The sequence below is a fragment of the Arthrobacter sp. AOP36-C1-22 genome (genome assembly GCF_052377515.1).
Lineage (GTDB): Bacteria > Actinomycetota > Actinomycetes > Actinomycetales > Micrococcaceae > Arthrobacter_H.
Window position 1 is genome coordinate 22,327 of the sequence record NZ_JBQSWW010000006.1, and the last position, 17,397, is coordinate 39,723.

The window sequence follows — 17,397 nt, forward strand, 5'->3', positions numbered from 1 at the left end:
GGCTACCTTTGCTGTTCCAATTCGGTTTGCTTGATCTTCAAAATACGACGTAACTCGACCTTGCGGTTGAGCTGGGGCTCGTTGCGGAGCTTACGCTCCAACGCAGTCACCTCTCGTTCGAGTTTGGCCACGGTTTGTAGTCTGTCAGCCACCCCCGTCATTTCCTCACCCGGACGCACCACCACCGGCATCAACGGGCCCAACAACCCCGTATAAAGCCCCGACAGGCTCGTCGCCGTCGGCACGGGCTCCCGTGCAGTATCGAGGTGCTGCCACACGGTCGTGTAGTAGGCGCTGATCTTCGGGGCACCAGCGACGAGCTGCTTATGCGCAGCCACCATCCGCACACGAGCCGACTCACCACCCCCACGAGTGATCTCGAAAATGATCGGAAACGGGATCGCCCTATCGATCGCGGCCAGCACCGCATCGGACACGTCCTGGGTCTTCGCGTCGATCTGAAAAACCTGGATCTCGGGCACCGCCAGACTTGCGGGAAGGTTGATCGTGGCTTCAGCGAGCTTATAGGCCCAGGTGATGCGCTGGACTTCGGAAACGAATTTCTCTTTCACCACCGCGGTGACAGTCCCGTGTGAGTAGAACTTTTCTTTCGGCACCCGGCTACCAAACTTCGCAGCAGCCGGCCAACGGTAAAGCAGATCAACCATCAGGACGTAGCCGGCCCATCATAAACGGTCAGGGCAGGGTCAATGACGGCAATGAACGCGATCAATTCAAAATCATCGAGCCCGGCAATGGCCTGCGTCAACGCAGAAGTATGCCCACCGGTGAACAGGCTATCGATATCGCGTTCCTCAGTGACGTCGATCATCGAATGAATCGCATCGGTCAGCAGATCGGAGTACCTATCCATCTCGGCGCCATCCTTTGTTGCCTTGTTGAAGGCCCTGACTACCTCGGTGACCGGTTCATCATAGGGGCGGCACCCACCACGGATCAGATCCAGCAAATGCTTCACCTCGGTGTGATCGGCCACGACAGCGCCCGCATCATCGAGGTAAACCAGATAATACGGGTGCAACCGGTTGCCCCGATTATTATTATCCTGGCCCGTGTTCACGTTCCGCAGAGCGAAGATCACACCCGGCTTCAACCCTTTGACCGGATCGGCAGGAATCACCGCATGCAACCCCTTGGGCGCCTTGGCCAGATCACCGTGTTCCTTGATGTACCCCAGCAAGTCCATCCGGAAATCGTTCATACCCAGATCCGTGATCGACACCCCCGTCCGGACATCCTCCAGCTCAATGACCTCGTCCTGGAGTTTGCGCAACTGTTCCTTCCTAAAGGCAGCGTCGGGATCCTCTTGGGACAACACATTGTCATCGGCCGTACCGGTGACGTCGGCGATCACCATCCGGTTCTCGACACGTTCCTTGAGATTGATGTACTCATCCAAAGAAATATCGGGCCAAAAGTTAACCAGTTGAATCCGTTCGTTCGTGGAACCGATGCGATCGATACGCCCGAAACGCTGAATGATCCGCACCGGATTCCAATGGATGTCATAGTTGATCAGGTAGTCACAGTCCTGGAGGTTCTGGCCCTCACTGATCACATCGGTACCTATGAGCACATCCAGTTCACGAGTCTCCTGCGGCATCATCAGATGACGCTGCTTCGACGTCGGAGAGAACATCGCCATGACCTGCTGGAAATCGAAACCGGTCCCCAACGTTGTCTTCGCCCCATGACTACCCCCGGTGATCACCCCCATCTGTGACCCTGCCTCCTGCAGGACCGGCGCCAACTCACGGTAGAGGTAGTTCGCGGTATCGGCGAACGCCGAAAACACCAGTACCTTGCGGTTGCCCTCATTAATCGGGTGGGCGACCTTCTCGGTAATGAGGTTCTTGATTCGCTGTAGTTTCAGATCATGTCCGGCGGTGACTTTGGCCATTTCCGCTAGCAGTCCACGGAGCGTTTCACGGTCGTTGGATAGGTCTCGCCGCCAGGACTCCACATCGATGTCATCCAGTTCGATCTTGATCTTCTCCCCGAAGGAAATCGCCTCGACGTTCGCGTCTTCCTCGTCATCGAGATCAAAATCCAACCCCGACAACTCCGCCGACAGACCCGAAGACGCAGCGGCGTGGGAATCCAAACGAGATAATGTCTTCTCAGCCGATCCCTCAATCCGTGACAGGGTCAGCCGAAACGCTTCCACCGAGCTTTCCAAGCGTTTGAGTAGGTTCACGGTCATCAGTTTCTTCAAACCCTGCTCACGGCCCGCCTGACCAAGATTGGCCCGCCCCGTGCCGGCGGTGACACTGTAAAGATCCTCATATTTCGCCAGCCGGCTAGGGAACACGTACGTCAACGGTGTATACATCGCCAACGTCAGGCCCTGAAGTTTCTCGAAAATCTCGTTGAACCCCGGCACCCCGGGCAAGTCGGTTAACGGCTCACGAATCGATTTCGGCGCCAGACGGGTCGGGAACGCGCCGACCTCCGTGGTGTCGTAGAACGCTTGGATATGCCGGCGGGACCGGGCAATCGTCACTGAATCGAGTAGCTCGAAGAAATCAAAGTCCAACATCTGCAGGATTCGGTCAGTGGTCCGATCCTCCACCCCCAGCTTCTGCCACTCGTTGAAGACCTTCTGGGCATCACTGAAGACCTTCTCCACCGTCGTGGAAAGATTCAAATGTTTCGCCAGGTTCTCCGACTCCCCCTCATAGGCAAGCTGGAGCTGGTTCTTCAGATCATTGAACCGGTTGTTCACCGGGGTCGCCGAGAGCATCAGTACCTTGGTCTTCACACCCTCACGGATCACCTGACGCATCAACCGTTGGTAACGCGATTCCTTCTCTTCTGCATAATCAGCATTACGGAAATTATGCGACTCATCGATCACCACCAGGTCGTAATTACCCCAGTTCACCCGATCCAGCCGCAACCCCAACGACTCGCCCCTCACCCGGGATAAATCGGTGTGAGCCAGGACGTCGTAGTTGAACCGGTCCGAAGCGAAGATATTCGTCGTTAGATTCGCGTTGTAATTCGTCCAGTTCTCCGCCAGCTTCTTCGGACTCAACACCAAAACAGACTTATTACGCAGCTCGTAGTACTTCACCACCGCCAGCGCAGTGAACGTCTTACCTAAACCCACACTGTCGGCAAGGATGCACCCGTTATAGGTCTCGAGCTTATTGATGATCCCCGTCGCCGCGTCGCGCTGGAAGTCATACAGGCTCTGCCAGACCTTCGTCTCCTGGTAACCGGTCCGATCGTTAGGCAACACATCTTCGTCGATGTCCTCCAAGAACTCCGCGAACAAGTTATAAAGAACCAGGAAGTAGATCCGTGCCGGGGAATTCTCCGTATACACGCTGGCAATATGCTCTTGTACCGCCTCGGTGACATCATCCAACTGCGCAGGATCATGCCAGATCTGATCAAAGAGGCCCAAGAAATGTCGGGTCTCAGCAGAACCCTCGAATTTGGTGACCACATTCGAAACCGCAGGGCCACTCTCATACCCCAAATCAGTGGTCGTGAACCCCTGAATCGGAAAATAAGCCACGCTGTCATCAACCGTGGCAAGCTGTTGCATCGGCTGACCCGTAGCGCTAGAACGAAAAACCGCTTTGCGGCGCACCCAATCCGCGCATTCCCTCGCGATCGCACGCTGCGTCAACTGATTACGCAACCGGACCTCGAACTCAGACCCATGCAGACTCGACTCCGTCTGACCCGCCGGGATGAAAAACTCGCGACGTTCCTTACGGAGCTGATCCGTGACCTTCTCAGTCACGAACGACGGAGAAGTGAAAATGAACTCCAACCCGGAAACCTGTTCAAGCTCCTCACGCAAAGCCTGAAAAGCAAAAATAGAGAAAGCCGACGCCGCGACACGAACCTTCGACCCCGGTTTGATCACCGCTTTGAGATCATCACCGAGCAGATCGTTGACATTATCGATCATGCGCATACTCAGCCACCTACCCCAACGAAGGAACTACCGTATCCAAAGCCAACAGTCTCACCGGATGAACACTCCCGCTCTCGGATACACAGACGGTCGGGCATGCTCACCAAGGCATTCCAGATACATGCCAGCGATTCTCGCGACCCTACCGAACACAGACTCCCGATTATAGGCTGCAATATTTCGATCACTGTGGCCCCCGACTAATTCCACGACTCGAATCTTCCCCAGCTACAGATCGTAGCCCAGTCCCCTCCGCAGGTACGCGACGTCACTCTCCTGAAGCCACAGTGTCAACCTCAGTTTCACGGCTGCTTGACGTTTCATGAAGTCGCTTGAGTGGCCCGTCAGATTCATGGACTCTCCCAGGGGCGCCCTCCTCCGAAGCCTCTGGGGGCTCCGCTGCTCCGGACGCGGGTAGGCGCCGAAGTACTTCTTCAAGAACTGCACGGCGAACTCCGGGACCGTAGAATTTAAGCACGGTCTCGAGCAAGTATCCCGCGTTTCGGGACACTAGCTCTTGTTCCAGCGGTCTCAGTAAGGGAACACCCGATCCATCTGACGCATGCCTCTCCCTCGACGTTGTCGTCTCGATCGGCGCGCTGGACGATCGTGATCCCGCACTTGAGGTGGTGCTTCTATCGTGGTCGTCAGCAGCGTCTGTCGGAGAGTCCCCTGAGACGTCTCCCCCCGTAGCGGCAGAAATTGAACTTGTGGCTCGCACCGCAGCAGGCTGAACGGGTGGCTTACGGCTAGCAACAGGATCATCTACGAGAGTAACCTTCTCGAATCCGTCACGAATAATCTGTGGAACCTCACCCGCGGGTGCCAGAACGTCCAGTCTTGAAGTAGTTCTAGTCAGCGCAATGTAGAGCAGGCGAGCCCCATTGTCCTGGTCCAGAATTTTCTGCGGTTCCACCACAACGACTGCATCAAATTCTAGGCCCTTCGAATCCTCCGGGGTAACCAGGTTGATGGACGATCCAAGTTGCCCAGCGCTCGAATCGCTCCACTTCAACTCGGCCTCTGTGAATGCATTCTGTAGTGGTTCCCAAGATTCCTTCGGTGCAATCACACCGACGAATCGTCCTTTTGAACTGTGGTGACTGGCAACTTTCGCTACTTCGCGGGCAAGCTGTCCCCTGACTACGTCGAAAAGCTCTGGAAGGGCGTTCGCACTTCGTACAATCGTCGGAGCTGTTGTTCCCGGCGCCGCCAAGGGCAGCAACCGTGCGGCAACTTCGAAAACTTCCCTAGGAACTCGGTACCCGTGCCTTAGTTCCTCAACTTTTGCAGGCAAACGAGAACGCAAGGCACTCACTGCATCCGTCCAGTCGTCGCGGGCGAACGGTCCGGTTGATTGTGCGACATCACCAACGAGGGTCATGGACCCATTGCGGGACCGCCGGCGAAGGGCAAATAACTGCATCGGCGTCAGGTCCTGCGCCTCATCGATGACGATGTGCCCCCAGAGGGGCTCATCTTCGGACATGTAGCCCTCAGCCTCGTCTATGAGCCCGAGATCAGCCATGGTCCACGGCTCCTCGGAAACTCTATCGGCAGTACTCCGATAGAGCAGTTCGATCTGCTCAGTACTCAGATAGTCGCCGGCAGCCGAACGGAGCCGCTGTTTCGAACCAAGCAATTCCCGAATAAATTGTGCAGGTGAGAGCCGTGGCCACATCCTGTCCACCGCAGCATCGACCGAGGTTGGATCCATGACATGGACTGCGGACAGTCCTGCACGAAACGCGCCGGTCTTAGCGCAGTGACTCAACAGACGCGCTTTTAGTTCGTCCCGTCCTCGTCCGTATGGTTCGGACCGCAGTTGACTGATATCTGCTTCGACGGTCTCTGGCAATATGTTGATGGTTGCCACCGAGTTTCGTCGACTAATGCGTAACGGGGTCAACGGGACCTTGATTCTGTCGTCTAGGCCACGGGCAATGACATCTGCCATTTCGGCTAGGCCCTTTACCCGTGCGATGTTGATTGGCTCATGAGCTCGGATTCCAGTATCTCCGGCCAAGAGTTCCTGTATGGACGTTTGGCGGACGCGTTGATCTCCCAAGGATGGAAGGACCTGTTGAATGTATTTCGTGAATGCCGGATTTGGGCCCACGACCAACATGTCATCTGCAGGAAGTTCGTCTCTGTAGGTGTACAAAAGCCATGAAGCCCTATGCAATGCGACTGCTGTTTTACCAGTTCCTGGCCCACCCTGGATGACCAACAGTTGGTCTTTGTCACTACGCATAAGCTTGTCTTGAGACGCTTGAATGGTGCGAACGATGTCATGCATGGTGCCCGTGCGGCCGACGGCAAGACTGTGCAGTAAGGAATCATCAGCCCCGATCTCGTCGTCTAGACTTTCGACCGCAGCTGCCAATTGTGAGAAGACTTTGTCGGCGAATGCGTCAATGTGATTACGCGTCGTCCGGTAGTCACGTTTGCGAACGAGGCCACGCCGTTCTCCGGTTGTGGCCTGATAGAACTTCTCCGCCATAGACGATTTCCAGCTGATAACGAGTTTCTCGCGTTGGTCGTCGCTGATTGCAACTTTTCCAACGTAGTACTGGTCTCCGTCGTCCAGGTCCATCCGGCCGAACGCCACCGAGTCCGTATCTGTCAGATACTGTCTGGAGTCTAAATGCTTCTTCATGGCTCGGCGTTCTGGCCCTGTACCGACCTGCAACTGCTTGGCACTGTCGAAAGTCAGGGATCTGTCGTAGCAAATCCTCGCCATATCGAAATGCTCTTGTTCGGCGAGTAGCTCACCCTCATACTCTTCAATGGTCATATGACCGCTCCCCCATTTATGGCGCCTTCTTCGCCGCTTATCATTCGTTAGTTCAAAAGTATCGTTGTAGTCCGACAAATCAGCCATCAACATTCAGCTTTCGTTGCCGGATGTTTGCAACCAAACGAATCAGAGCATAAACGGGCAAGTAGCTATCCGATTCACTCTGGATCGCATATCGCTCTTTGCAGCCGGAAACATTCGGCAGAGCTAGGGCCAGAACCGATCCTCGGCCAGATTGTTGCGTTCTGTCCTAATTCAACGCCGAGTTGCAACTGCAAATATTAGGCACGCGAGCAGGTTCGACACCCCGCAAAAGCCCATACGCTTAGACTCGGTGCAAGCAAGCCGAACAAGCACTCATGAAGGCAGGAGCGTCAGGGAGCATGTCCATCCACAACGGCCTCGCGGCCGCGCCCTACTTTCAGCGGTACGTCCGTGCTCTCCCCGAAGCGGGTCGGGGTAACCGCCCGTTGGCCCTGCTGGACCTCGATAATTTCCGTTCCAACTCAGCGGCAATGTCCGCCCGCGCCTCGGGAACGACAATCCGTGTCGCCTCCAAGTCGCTGCGCGCACGCGGCGCTCTTGAGGCGGCTTTAGCCGAGCCCGGGTATTCCGGAGTGCTGGCATTCACCCTCCCGGAAGCACTTTGGCTTGCCGAGAACGGGATTCGGGATATCCTCGTCGCCTATCCGACGGCTGATCGCGAAGCGCTGAGGCAACTTCTGCAGTCGGAGGCCAGGGAACACGTCACCGTCATGGTCGACTCCACTGAGCAACTGGCAATTCTTCGTGACGTCGCCCGGTCCGCCGACATCCCCGCTGGAGCGCGGTTCCGCGTGTGCCTGGACATCGACGCCTCCTACGCTCCGGCGCGCCATCGCACCGGTTCGCTGGCCGCCAAGCTCAAAATCGGTCCGGCGCGCTCCCCCATCACCACGGTCGAACAAGCAGTCTCCATGGTTCACGCCTGCGAACGCGCCGGCGTGAACCTCGTCGGGATCATGATGTACGAGGGACAAATCGCTGGGGTCTCCGACGGTGCCCGCACGCCCCGCGGGCTGGCAGTCCGGGCACTGCAGGCCCTGTCGAAACGGGACATCGCCCAGTGGCGGGCCGAGGTCGTTGCCGCGGTGCGTGAACTCGTCGATCTGGAATTCGTCAATGGTGGTGGCACCGGCTCCATCGAATCCACCACAGCCGAGGCCGCGGTCACTGAAGTGGCCGCCGGCAGCGGCTTCTATGGGCCCGAACTCTTCCAGCACTACCGGGGCTTCCGCCCGGCACCGGCGTTGCACCTACTCTTCGACGTCGTACGCCGCCCAGCGCCAGATACGGTCACCGTGCTCGGCGGCGGGTGGATCGCCTCCGGCCCGCCGGGTAAGGATCGATTGCCGGTCCCGGTCTGGCCCGAAGGCCTGCGCTACGCCCCGTCCGAGGGACCGGGCGAGGTCCAGACACCACTCACCGGTCCCGCAGCTGCCGGGCTGAGCGTGGGCGATCCGGTCTTCTTCCGCCATGCCAAGGCCGGGGAACCGCTGGAGCGACTGAACTCCGTCCTCGTTTACAGCAACGGCGAGATCATCGACGAATGGCCCACTTACCGCGGCGAGGGAAAGGCCTTCCTCTAGATGGCAACACGAACCATCCGGCAGGACGTCGGAATCCCCGCAGGGGCCCGACTCACCCGTGGCGCCTGGTCCTGGCGCAACTGGTCAGCCAGCGCGGTGAGCCGGCCCTCGGCCGTCGTACTCCCCCGCACCGAATTCGACGTCGCCACCCTCTTGGCCCGGGCCACAGCTCAGGGGCGACAAGTGAAGGTCGTCGGAGGGGCACACTCTTTCACCGACATCGCAGCAACCGACGGAGTCCTGGTCAGCCTGGACCGGATGCAAGGGCTCGAGCACGTGGACCCGGCCACCGGCAAGGCGACCCTGCTCGGAGGGACCCGGCTGTTCAATGTCGCGGAGCTACTCGCCCCGCATGGCTTGGCGTTGCCCAATATGGGCGATATCGACCACCAGTCGCTGGCCGGCTCGCTGGCCACCTCGACCCATGGCACCGGGTTGGCGTTCACCGGGTTCTCCGGTCTGGTGACGTGGCTGCGGCTCGCCCTGCCCGATGGGTCGATCGTCGAGTGCTCGGCGACCGAACGACCCGAGCTGTTCCAGGCAGCACGGGTCGGACTCGGGGCCATCGGCGTGGTGCTGGCAGCCACGCTGCTTTGCTTGCCGGCGTTCCAGCTGCGGGCCGTCGAGAAGCCCGAACCGTTGGCGGGAATGGTCGAATCATTCCTGGAACGCTCCGCCGCCGAAGACCATCTCGAGTTCTATTGGTTTCCCCATACCGAGACCGCGTTGGCCAAGACCAACACCCGGCTGCCGGTCGATGCCCCGCGACACCCGGTCAGCCCGCTGTCCCGGCTGCTCGACGACGAACTGCTGGGCAACGGGGCCTACGGGCTGATGTGTGCCGCCGGGGCCAAGGTCCCGACATTGATCCCCTCGTTGAACCGCCTCGCAGCGAAGACCTTGGCTGCCCGTGATTACACGGATGTGCCCCATAAGGTGTTCGTCACTCCGCGACGGGTGAGGTTCCGCGAGATGGAGTACTCGCTACCGCTGGAGGCGTTCGGCGAGGTCGTCGCCGAGCTCAAGTCGGCGATCGAAGGCTACCGGGAACCGATCAGCTTCCCCATCGAGGTGCGCACGTCGGCAGCGGACGACACGTGGATGGGAACCTCGGCTGGACGCCAGTCGGTGTACTTCGCGGTCCACCGCTATGCCCGGCAACCGCACCAGGAGTTCCTGCAGCACGTCGAGCAGGTGTTCATCGCCCACGGCGGCAGGCCACACTGGGGGAAGCTGCACTCCCGCGACGCCGAGTACCTGGCCGGCGTCTACCCTGAGTTCGACCGGTTCACCGCAGTGCGGGACGAAACCGACCCGACGGGGACGCTGCTGAATCCTTATTTACGGCGCGTGCTCGGAGCCTAACTGGCCTCCATTCCTACTTGCCCGGTGCTTCCATCGAAATAGCGAGCACTCAACGACTGACCGCACTGCCCACATCTGGAGGTCGGCCAGGTGTGGGCAGTGCGGCCGCAGCTATCGATCAATGCCCGCTCTACTCGGCACCGACCTTGTCGGCGTCGCTCCGCTTCGGAAGGACTTTTGCCAGCACTGACGGCAGGACCAGCACGGCCACGGCGATCAACAGCAGCACGACGGTGAGCGGACGGGTGGCGAAGACCGAGAAGTCACCATGGCTGATCGAGAGCGCACGTCGCATTTGGGTTTCCATCATGGGGCCGAGGATGGCCCCCAGGATGGCGGGGGCCACGGGGAAGTCGTAGACCCGCATGAAGAAGCCCGCGATGCCGATCGCGCAGACGATCAACACGTCGATCAGGCTGCTGGAGATGGAATACACCCCCAGGACGCCGAACACGAGGATGCCGGAGAACAGCAGTTCCTTCGGTATTTCCAGGATCTTGATCCACACTTTGACCAACGGCAGGTTGATGACCAGCAGCATGATGTTGCCGATGAACAACGAGGCGATCAGCGTCCAGACCAGGTCGGGCGAGGTCTCGAACAGCTGGGGCCCGGGTTGGATGTTGTAGATCTGGAAGGCCGACAGGATGATCGCTGCCGTCGCCGAGGTGGGGATGCCCAGCGTCAGCAGTGGCACCAGAACACCTGAGAAGGATGCGTTGTTGGCTGCTTCCGGCCCGGCGATTCCTTCGATGGCCCCCTTGCCGAATTCGTCCTTGTGCTTGGAGAGCCGCTTTTCCAGGTTATAGGACAGGAAGGTCGGCACCTCGGAGCCGCCAGTGGGCATGGAGCCGAAGATGAAGCCGAGGAATCCCCCGCGGATCCAGGGCTTCCACACCCGCTTGCGTTCGGCTTTGTTCAACCAGATCCGACCCGAGAACTCGACCTTTTCCTCCTTCGCCACCTGGAGTCGGGCCAGCCCGTAGAGCGCCTCCCCGATCGCGAAGAGCCCAATCACCACGACGACGATATCGACGCCACCGAGCAGTTCCGGGGCCCCGAAGGTGAATCGCTGTTGACCGGTCAGGAAGTCCAGTCCGATCAGTCCGACGAAGAGTCCCGCGAAGAGACTGATCATGCCCCGGATGATGGAGGTTCCCACCAGGGCGGTCACGGAGACGAAGGCGAGCACCATCAAGGCGAAGTAGTCGGTGGCTTGGAACGACTTGGCGAGATTGGCCACCACTGGTGCCAGGAAGGTCAGACCCAGGGTGGAGATGATGCCGGCGAAGAAGGAGCCCATCACTGCAGTCGCCAAGGCAGGACCGGCACGTCCGGCCTTGGCCATCGGGTATCCGTCGATCGCCGTCGCCACCGAGCCTGCCTCACCCGGGGTGTTGAGCAGAATGGACGTGATGGCCCCGCCATACAGGGACCCGTAGTAGATTCCCGCGAAAATAATCAGGGCGCCGGTGGGGTCGAAGCCATAGGTCAGTGGCAGCAGCAGCGACAGGGCCAGCGCGGGGCCGATTCCCGGCAGGACACCGACCAGGGTGCCGATGGTGACGCCGACGGCGGCAAAGAGCAGGTACTGCAGTTGAAAAGCATTGGCGAAGCCGTTCGCCAGTTCGGAGAAAGCATCCATGAGTGCTTAGCCCACCCCTTCCAATAGTCCGGCTGGCAGCCGCACGCCGAGCAATTCCGTGAAGCCGAGGTAGATGATGACGGAAAACAGGACGGCGACGATGATGTCGCGGATCCACTGGCGGCTTCCACCAATCCACGCAACCGCGAAGAAGAAGAGGACGGTCGCCAGGATGTAGCCCACGGGCTTGAGGATGACGGCGTAGATGACCAGACAGACGATGACGGTCCAGAGGGTTCGCCAGCGCGTCTCTGCGTGCCCTTCGTCGGCTTGCTCGCGCAACGAATAGTCTGGTTTCACCGTCGTCCTGACCAGGAATGCCAAGCCGAAAACCACCAGACCGACACCCACGATGATGGGGAAGAAGCCTGGTTTCTGTGGTCCGAATCCGCCTCTGGAACCGATCTGGAAAGCCGTGACCAGGACCACCGAGGCGCCGATAACTATCACCGCGGCGGCGATCCTGGTTCCGAACTTCCCACGCGAGAGAAGCGCGGAGTCGGTGCTGCCCTGGGTCACTCGACGATCCCCAGATCCTTCAGGGTCTTGGAGATGTCCTTATCTTCCTGCTCAAGGTAGTCCCCGAATTCGTCGCCGGTCATCAGGTAGTCCTCCCAGTTGTTGGTTTCGAGGGTCTCCTGCCATTCGTCGGTATCCCGCATGTCCTCGATGGAGGAGACGACGGCGTTGCGTTGCTCATCGGAGATTTCCGGAGGCGCAACAACGCCGCGCCAGTTGGCGATGGACACGTCGTACCCGGCATCGATGACGGTCGGGGCTTCAACGCCCTCGATGGGTTCCTCGCTGGAGACTGCCAACAAGCGCATCTCACCGGCATCCACCTGATCCGAGAACTCGGCCAGGCCGGAGGCCGCAACGGTGACATCTCCGGAAAGAATCGCCGGAGTCAGCTCGCCGCCACCGGAGTAGGGGATGTAGTTGATCTTGTCCGGGTCGATATCGGCTGCTTCGGCCAACTGGGCCACCATGATCTGGTCCACACCGCCCACGGAGCCGCCACCCCAAGCGATACTGCCCGGATCGGCCTTGAAGTCCTTCATCAGCTGTTCAAAGGTCTCATACTTCGAATCAGCCGACACCGCAATGGCTTCATATTCGGCCGTCAGGCGGGCAATCGGCGTCGTGTTCCCCAGGTCGACCTGCGAATCGGTTTGCTCGATGGCGCCGACTAGGATCTTGCCGATGACCATCAGCTGGTGCGGGTCGCCGGCATTTTCGCCGACGAACTGTGTCAGGCCGATCGTCCCTGAACCGCCCGGGACGTTGTAGACCTCGCTGCCGTTGTCGGTCACGCCGCCTTCGGTCAGTGCCCGTCCGATCGAGCGGGCCGTCATGTCATAGCCACCGCCCGGGTCGGCAGGGGCCATGATTTCGATGGCTTCCGTGGGGTAGTCGTCAGCAGCCTCGCCGCTACCACTTCCGCTGCTTCCGCTGCAGCTGGTCAGTGCCAACAACCCCACGGCGAATGGTGCGCTCCACTGGGCCAGCCGGCGTTTTCTGGAGACGTTCTTCGGTGTCTTCATGGTGTTCGTCCTCTTCGATGCGGGTGCGATGTGTTGGCACGGCAGCCACTGCTGCTGACGTGTCGAAGCCAACGCTATAGTGGTCCAGATCACTGTGGAGGCTTGTTCGACATACGGCGCATACTGCTCGTTGAATGGCTTCTGCTCATTCTGTTCACGCCATCCAAGCCCAAGGAGGGAGTGCGATGAGCCCGCGCACGGAACCCGTGGACCAGACCCGCCGCCCTGCCGCGCCCCCACGGGATGAGCCTGCGCGGCCACGGCGGAAACCCTGGCGGGTCCACCTTCCGGGACGGAACTTTGCTGCCCAGACCCTGTTCCTGCAGCTCACCGTCGTTTTCCTCGTCGTCGTGGTCACCGCCTCGGTGCATGGGTGGCTGACCTATCAGCATTTGGGCCAAGAAGCTGAGCACCGGGCCCTCTCGGTCGCCCGGACCGTTGCGGCCTTCAGCGACGTCCGCGCCGAAGTCGCCGAGCTCACTGCCGCCAACATTGCCCAGGTGCCACATAGCAGGCTGTCCAACGGGCCCCTGGTCCCGCTGGCGAAGGATCTCCGCGCCCGCACCGGTGCCCTGTTCGTGGTGATCACCGATGATGAAGGCATCCGGCTCACCCACCCCAACCCCGAACAACTGGGACAGAAGGTCAGCACCGATCCGACGGAGGCGCTCAGCGGATACGAAGTCACCAATCAAGAGCGCGGAACCCTGGGTTTATCAGCCCGCGCGAAGGTCCCCATCTATGCCCCGGATTCGCAGACCACGGTGGTGGGTGAAGTCAGCGTGGGGTTCGCCATGGACGACATCCTGGCCAACCTCCGCAGCGATATTCTCCCGGTGGCGCTCACGGCCATCAGCGCCCTGGGAATCGGCGTCCTCGGATCCTGGCTACTGGGACGGCGGTTGCGGCGACTCACGCTGGGGTTGGAACCCGAGGAAATCACGGCCCTCGTCCAGGACCAGGAAGCGGTCCTTCGGGGAGTGGACGAAGGGGTCATTGGTGTTTCCGCGGAGGGCCGGATCACCGTACTCAACGCGGAGGCCCATAGTCTTCTCGGGCTCGGTGCCGACGAGGATCCCGTCGGCAGCCTGCTGGACGAAGCAGGGTTGCCGGGCTCTCTCTCGCGGCTGGTGCAGGAAGCCGCCCCCACGTCCCCCTCAGTTGAACAAATGATCGATTCGCGGGTGTTGATCCTCAGCGCACGGGCCGTTCGGCGCCAGGGGCATGGCCAGGACCTCGGGACGGTCATCATGTTGCGTGACCGAACTCAGCTGCAGTCCCTCACGCGTCAGCTGCAGGCGGTCAGTGCCATGACAACGGCGCTGCGCGCACAACGGCACGAATTCGCCAATCGACTCCACACGGTCTCCGGACTGCTGGGCATTGGCGAACACCGGCAGGCGGAAGAGTATGTCGGCGGGATTCTCGCGACCGGACCGCTGAAATTCCCCATGGAACAGGCGGAACTGCTCACGGACCAATATCTGCGGGCCTTCATCGGCGCGAAAAGCGTTGAAGCCGCCGAACGTGGCATTCACCTGCGCATCGGACCGGAGACGAACGTGCGCGGCCGGGTGACGGCGGCCCATGACGTCACGACGGTCATTGGCAACCTCATCGACAATGCCATCCATGCTGCCGTGCACGGCAGCAACGCGGAACGCTGGGTCGAAGTGGAGGTCCTTGACGAGCTGACGGACGACGGCGGGACACTCCATTTGGTGGTGGCGGACTCCGGCGACGGCACGGCAGAGGCAGAACGTATTTTCGAGGGGGACTTCACGACGGCGGCGTCCACTCCCCTGGCGACGCATGGGCAGGGGGTCGGGCTCCCCTTATGCCGGCAGATCGCCCGCGACCGCGGCGGAGAAGTCTGGCTTGCCGAGGAGGGTAGCCCGGGCGGCCCGGGAGCCGTGTTCTGTGCTCGGCTTCCCGGTACCGTGGAGCATAAGAAGACCCCACCGTTGGAAGGATGGCATGAGCAAGGATCTGCGCGTACTCATCGTCGATGATGACTTCCATGTGGCCAAGCTCCACGCCACCTACGTGAATACGGTTCCCGGGTTCACCGCTTTGGACCCCGTCGGAACCGCGGATCAGGCACGGCTGGCTGTAGCCGCCCAACATCCCGATCTCGTGTTGCTGGACGTCTACCTTCCGGATGCTCTGGGCCTGGACCTCCTACAGACGCTGGACACCGATGTCTTCATCCTCAGCGCCGCAGCGGAGGCATCCTCCGTGCGGCAGGCGATACGTCGCGGTGCCATCGGGTATTTGATCAAGCCCTTTGCCGCCGAGCAGTTGAGTCAACGGCTCCGCGGCTACGCGCGCTATCGGCGCCTCCTGACAGGAAATCAGGGTGTTGATCAGGACACGATTGAACGCGCCATCCGTTCCTTGAGCCCCACCATGGGAGCAGGGCCCAGCCACGCACGGAGTGCAACGGAGGCTGCCGTGCTGGAGGCGTTGGAACCCGGCCGGCAATGTTCCACCATCGCCGTGGCCCAACAAGTCGGCGTTTCCCGGGCCACCGCCCAGCGGTACCTCTCCGCGCTGGTGGAAGACGGAACAGCCGAGATCCATTTGCAGTATGGGAACACCGGGCGTCCCGAACACCGCTATGCCCGGAGTGATTTTGGCCTCTGAGGATCCCCACTTCGTGTTGATCCGACTCTCCCCGGAGTTCGAACGGCTCACGGGGGTCAGTTACGAAACTGGTTCAAGGGGGACGCTTCTAAATCCGTATCTGCGGCTCGCGCTGCGAACGGAGTAGCGGCCAAACCGTGGGTGTCCTCGTGTTGTACTGTTCCCATGCTGTCAACGTTGATCTGGTTCCTCGTCCTAGCCGTCATTGTCTTAGTCGGCCTATTCATTTTAACTGCTCGGCGGCATAAACGGGACTTGGCGAGTGCCATGGCGCAACGGACCCAGGATCATCTCGTCCATGCGAACGAGCGGGATCGTCTGGGTCAGTCCCTTCAGACAACGCGGAAGCAGTCTGCGGCTGAGCGCGATCGGCTAGAACGGTCACTTGCCTCAAGCCACGAGAACGATGTGATGCGGCTGAATGAGCTTCACAACGCCAAGATCACCGAGAGCGAATCCAGCAACGAACTTCTGAAGCGACAGCTGGATGACGCGCGAGAGTTCTTCCGAAAAGGCATGAAATGGGACCTGGCATCCCGAAATGCCATCGTCAGTATTTGCCGGTCCCTGTCCGTCAGCGGATTCCTTGCAACCAACGTGGTCTTTGACCCGTCGGCGACTAGCAAGACCGAACACTTTGCGGCACAAATCGACCATGTTCTTGTCACCGACTCATTCGTCCTGATCATCGAGAACAAGCGCTGGAAAGGCCTCGTTTTTGCCGATAAGCACCCCAGCGCGGTGAGCCCCCACTTCCAGCATCTGGTTGATGAATCCGACCTCCAAGATCACTTCGCCGTGCAAATCGTGCCAGACAGCAGCGCGAGAACTCTCCTGACCGTGCGGACTCATCCACAGCCTGACGCCCCGTGCCGCCAAGTTCGAAAACAGGCCATGCGGCTTCGCGATTTCTTCATGTCGAAGCTAGAAGACAGTCCATGGATCGAGACCTCGGTTTTCTACTCGCATCCAGACTTCCATTTCGAAGGAGGGCGAACATGCGCCGCCAACGGTCGCACCCCAACAAGAATCGCTGCTGGATCACAGGAGCTGCATTCTGTCATCGGCAGCATTTTGCAGGACCGCCACTCCCAGAAAGTTCCCGTCCAGACCAGTCGAATCGGAACCGTATTGAAGGAGTACGGAGCCGACATCGTCGGTTTTGGGCAGTATAAGGAACGTTGGGGTAAGCCTCTCCTGCCGACACAGCAGTTGAACGCCCAACGTTCACAACAGCGGTCCGACTAAATCAAGCCGGGGTGTTCTATTCGCTTCTGATCGCTGGCGTACTGCCTTGATGAACACAGCCGTCACCGGCACGTCTGTCGGGGTGGCCTCTTCAAGAGCACCAACCATTTGGACAGCGTTGACAGCCTCGACGTCTGCGGACTGCGGACGGTAAGTGCCCGTTCACAAGCCCACTTAGCGGAATTGACCCACGTCAAGGAACCGCGAACCGTCGCTGGATAGTCTCAAAGCATCAACACAGACTTCGGCGCCCCCACCGGCGCCGGGCACTGGCAGATCGCCAGCGCATCACAGACGAAGGGAGTCACCAAAATGACCACCGCCGGAACCACCACCCACACCCTCCTCCGCGCAGAGGGCTTCTCCTGCCCCTCCTGCGTCAGCAAGATCGAAAAGCAGGTCGGCAAGCTCACCGGCGTGGAGAACGTGAAGGTCCACTTCGCCTCAGCCCGCATCGAGGTTGACCACGATGAGAGCAAGACCAGCGTCGACGACATCGTCGCCGTGATCGCCAAGGCCGGCTACCAGGCCGCCCCCTCGGCCTTCTAGCCAGACTCCCCCTCGAG

12 protein-coding genes are annotated in these 17,397 nt (G+C 60.1%); 6 read left to right on the forward strand and 6 right to left on the reverse strand.

Annotated elements, in window-relative coordinates; all coding sequences use genetic code 11:
- Window positions 1-2 precede the first annotated feature (2 nt).
- From ACT3S6_RS05055 to ACT3S6_RS05065, 3 genes are all read right to left on the reverse strand, one after another.
- Window positions 3-668 carry a DUF4391 domain-containing protein gene (locus tag ACT3S6_RS05055; protein ID WP_444554070.1) on the reverse strand — a complete coding sequence of 222 codons (666 nt, stop codon included), beginning with the start codon at window positions 666-668 and terminating at the stop codon, window positions 3-5.
- Window positions 668-3,955, reverse strand: coding sequence for a helicase-related protein (locus ACT3S6_RS05060; RefSeq protein ID WP_444554071.1), 3,288 nt, complete (start codon window positions 3,953-3,955; stop codon window positions 668-670). The genes ACT3S6_RS05055 and ACT3S6_RS05060 overlap by 1 nt, the downstream gene beginning before the upstream one ends.
- 268 nt (window positions 3,956-4,223) lie before the next feature.
- A complete protein-coding gene (locus tag ACT3S6_RS05065) occupies window positions 4,224-6,845 on the reverse strand; it encodes a HelD family protein (RefSeq protein ID WP_444554072.1) in 2,622 nt (873 codons plus the stop codon).
- Window positions 6,846-7,138: 293 nt separating this feature from the next.
- On the opposite strand from ACT3S6_RS05065, the gene ACT3S6_RS05070 reads away from it, so the two are divergent.
- Both ACT3S6_RS05070 and ACT3S6_RS05075 read left to right on the forward strand, forming a co-directional pair.
- Window positions 7,139-8,383, forward strand: a complete 1,245-nt coding sequence (locus tag ACT3S6_RS05070; protein ID WP_444554073.1) for an alanine racemase — start codon at window positions 7,139-7,141, stop codon at window positions 8,381-8,383.
- Entirely contained in the window at window positions 8,384-9,748 is a 1,365-nt protein-coding gene (locus ACT3S6_RS05075; RefSeq protein WP_444554074.1) for a D-arabinono-1,4-lactone oxidase, read from the forward strand.
- A gap of 130 nt (window positions 9,749-9,878) precedes the next feature.
- Here the strand turns inward: ACT3S6_RS05075 and ACT3S6_RS05080 are convergent, their stop codons facing one another.
- Genes ACT3S6_RS05080 through ACT3S6_RS05090 form a run of 3 tightly spaced genes read right to left on the reverse strand, consistent with a single transcriptional unit; the run spans window position 9,879 to window position 12,937 of the window.
- Window positions 9,879-11,393, reverse strand: a complete 1,515-nt coding sequence (locus tag ACT3S6_RS05080; RefSeq protein WP_086996160.1) for a tripartite tricarboxylate transporter permease — start codon at window positions 11,391-11,393, stop codon at window positions 9,879-9,881.
- 6 nt (window positions 11,394-11,399) lie between these two features.
- Window positions 11,400-11,912 carry a tripartite tricarboxylate transporter TctB family protein gene (locus ACT3S6_RS05085; protein WP_086996157.1) on the reverse strand — a complete coding sequence of 171 codons (513 nt, stop codon included), beginning with the start codon at window positions 11,910-11,912 and terminating at the stop codon, window positions 11,400-11,402.
- Window positions 11,909-12,937 (reverse strand): Bug family tripartite tricarboxylate transporter substrate binding protein, encoded by a 1,029-nt coding sequence (locus ACT3S6_RS05090; protein WP_444554075.1) that lies wholly within the window; start codon window positions 12,935-12,937, stop codon window positions 11,909-11,911. The genes ACT3S6_RS05085 and ACT3S6_RS05090 overlap by 4 nt, the downstream gene beginning before the upstream one ends.
- A 185-nt stretch (window positions 12,938-13,122) precedes the next feature.
- On the opposite strand from ACT3S6_RS05090, the gene ACT3S6_RS05095 reads away from it, so the two are divergent.
- From ACT3S6_RS05095 to ACT3S6_RS05110, 4 genes are all read left to right on the forward strand, one after another.
- Entirely contained in the window at window positions 13,123-14,949 is a 1,827-nt protein-coding gene (locus ACT3S6_RS05095) for an ATP-binding protein (RefSeq protein ID WP_444554076.1), read from the forward strand.
- A complete protein-coding gene (locus ACT3S6_RS05100; RefSeq protein ID WP_443346573.1) occupies window positions 14,915-15,583 on the forward strand; it encodes a response regulator in 669 nt (222 codons plus the stop codon). Before ACT3S6_RS05095 ends, ACT3S6_RS05100 begins: the two co-directional genes overlap by 35 nt.
- A 267-nt stretch (window positions 15,584-15,850) precedes the next feature.
- Entirely contained in the window at window positions 15,851-16,831 is a 981-nt protein-coding gene (locus tag ACT3S6_RS05105) for a nuclease-related domain-containing protein (RefSeq protein WP_444554077.1), read from the forward strand.
- Between the two features lie 312 nt (window positions 16,832-17,143).
- Window positions 17,144-17,380 (forward strand): heavy-metal-associated domain-containing protein, encoded by a 237-nt coding sequence (locus tag ACT3S6_RS05110; RefSeq protein ID WP_086996142.1) that lies wholly within the window; start codon window positions 17,144-17,146, stop codon window positions 17,378-17,380.
- Window positions 17,381-17,397: the final 17 nt, after the last annotated feature.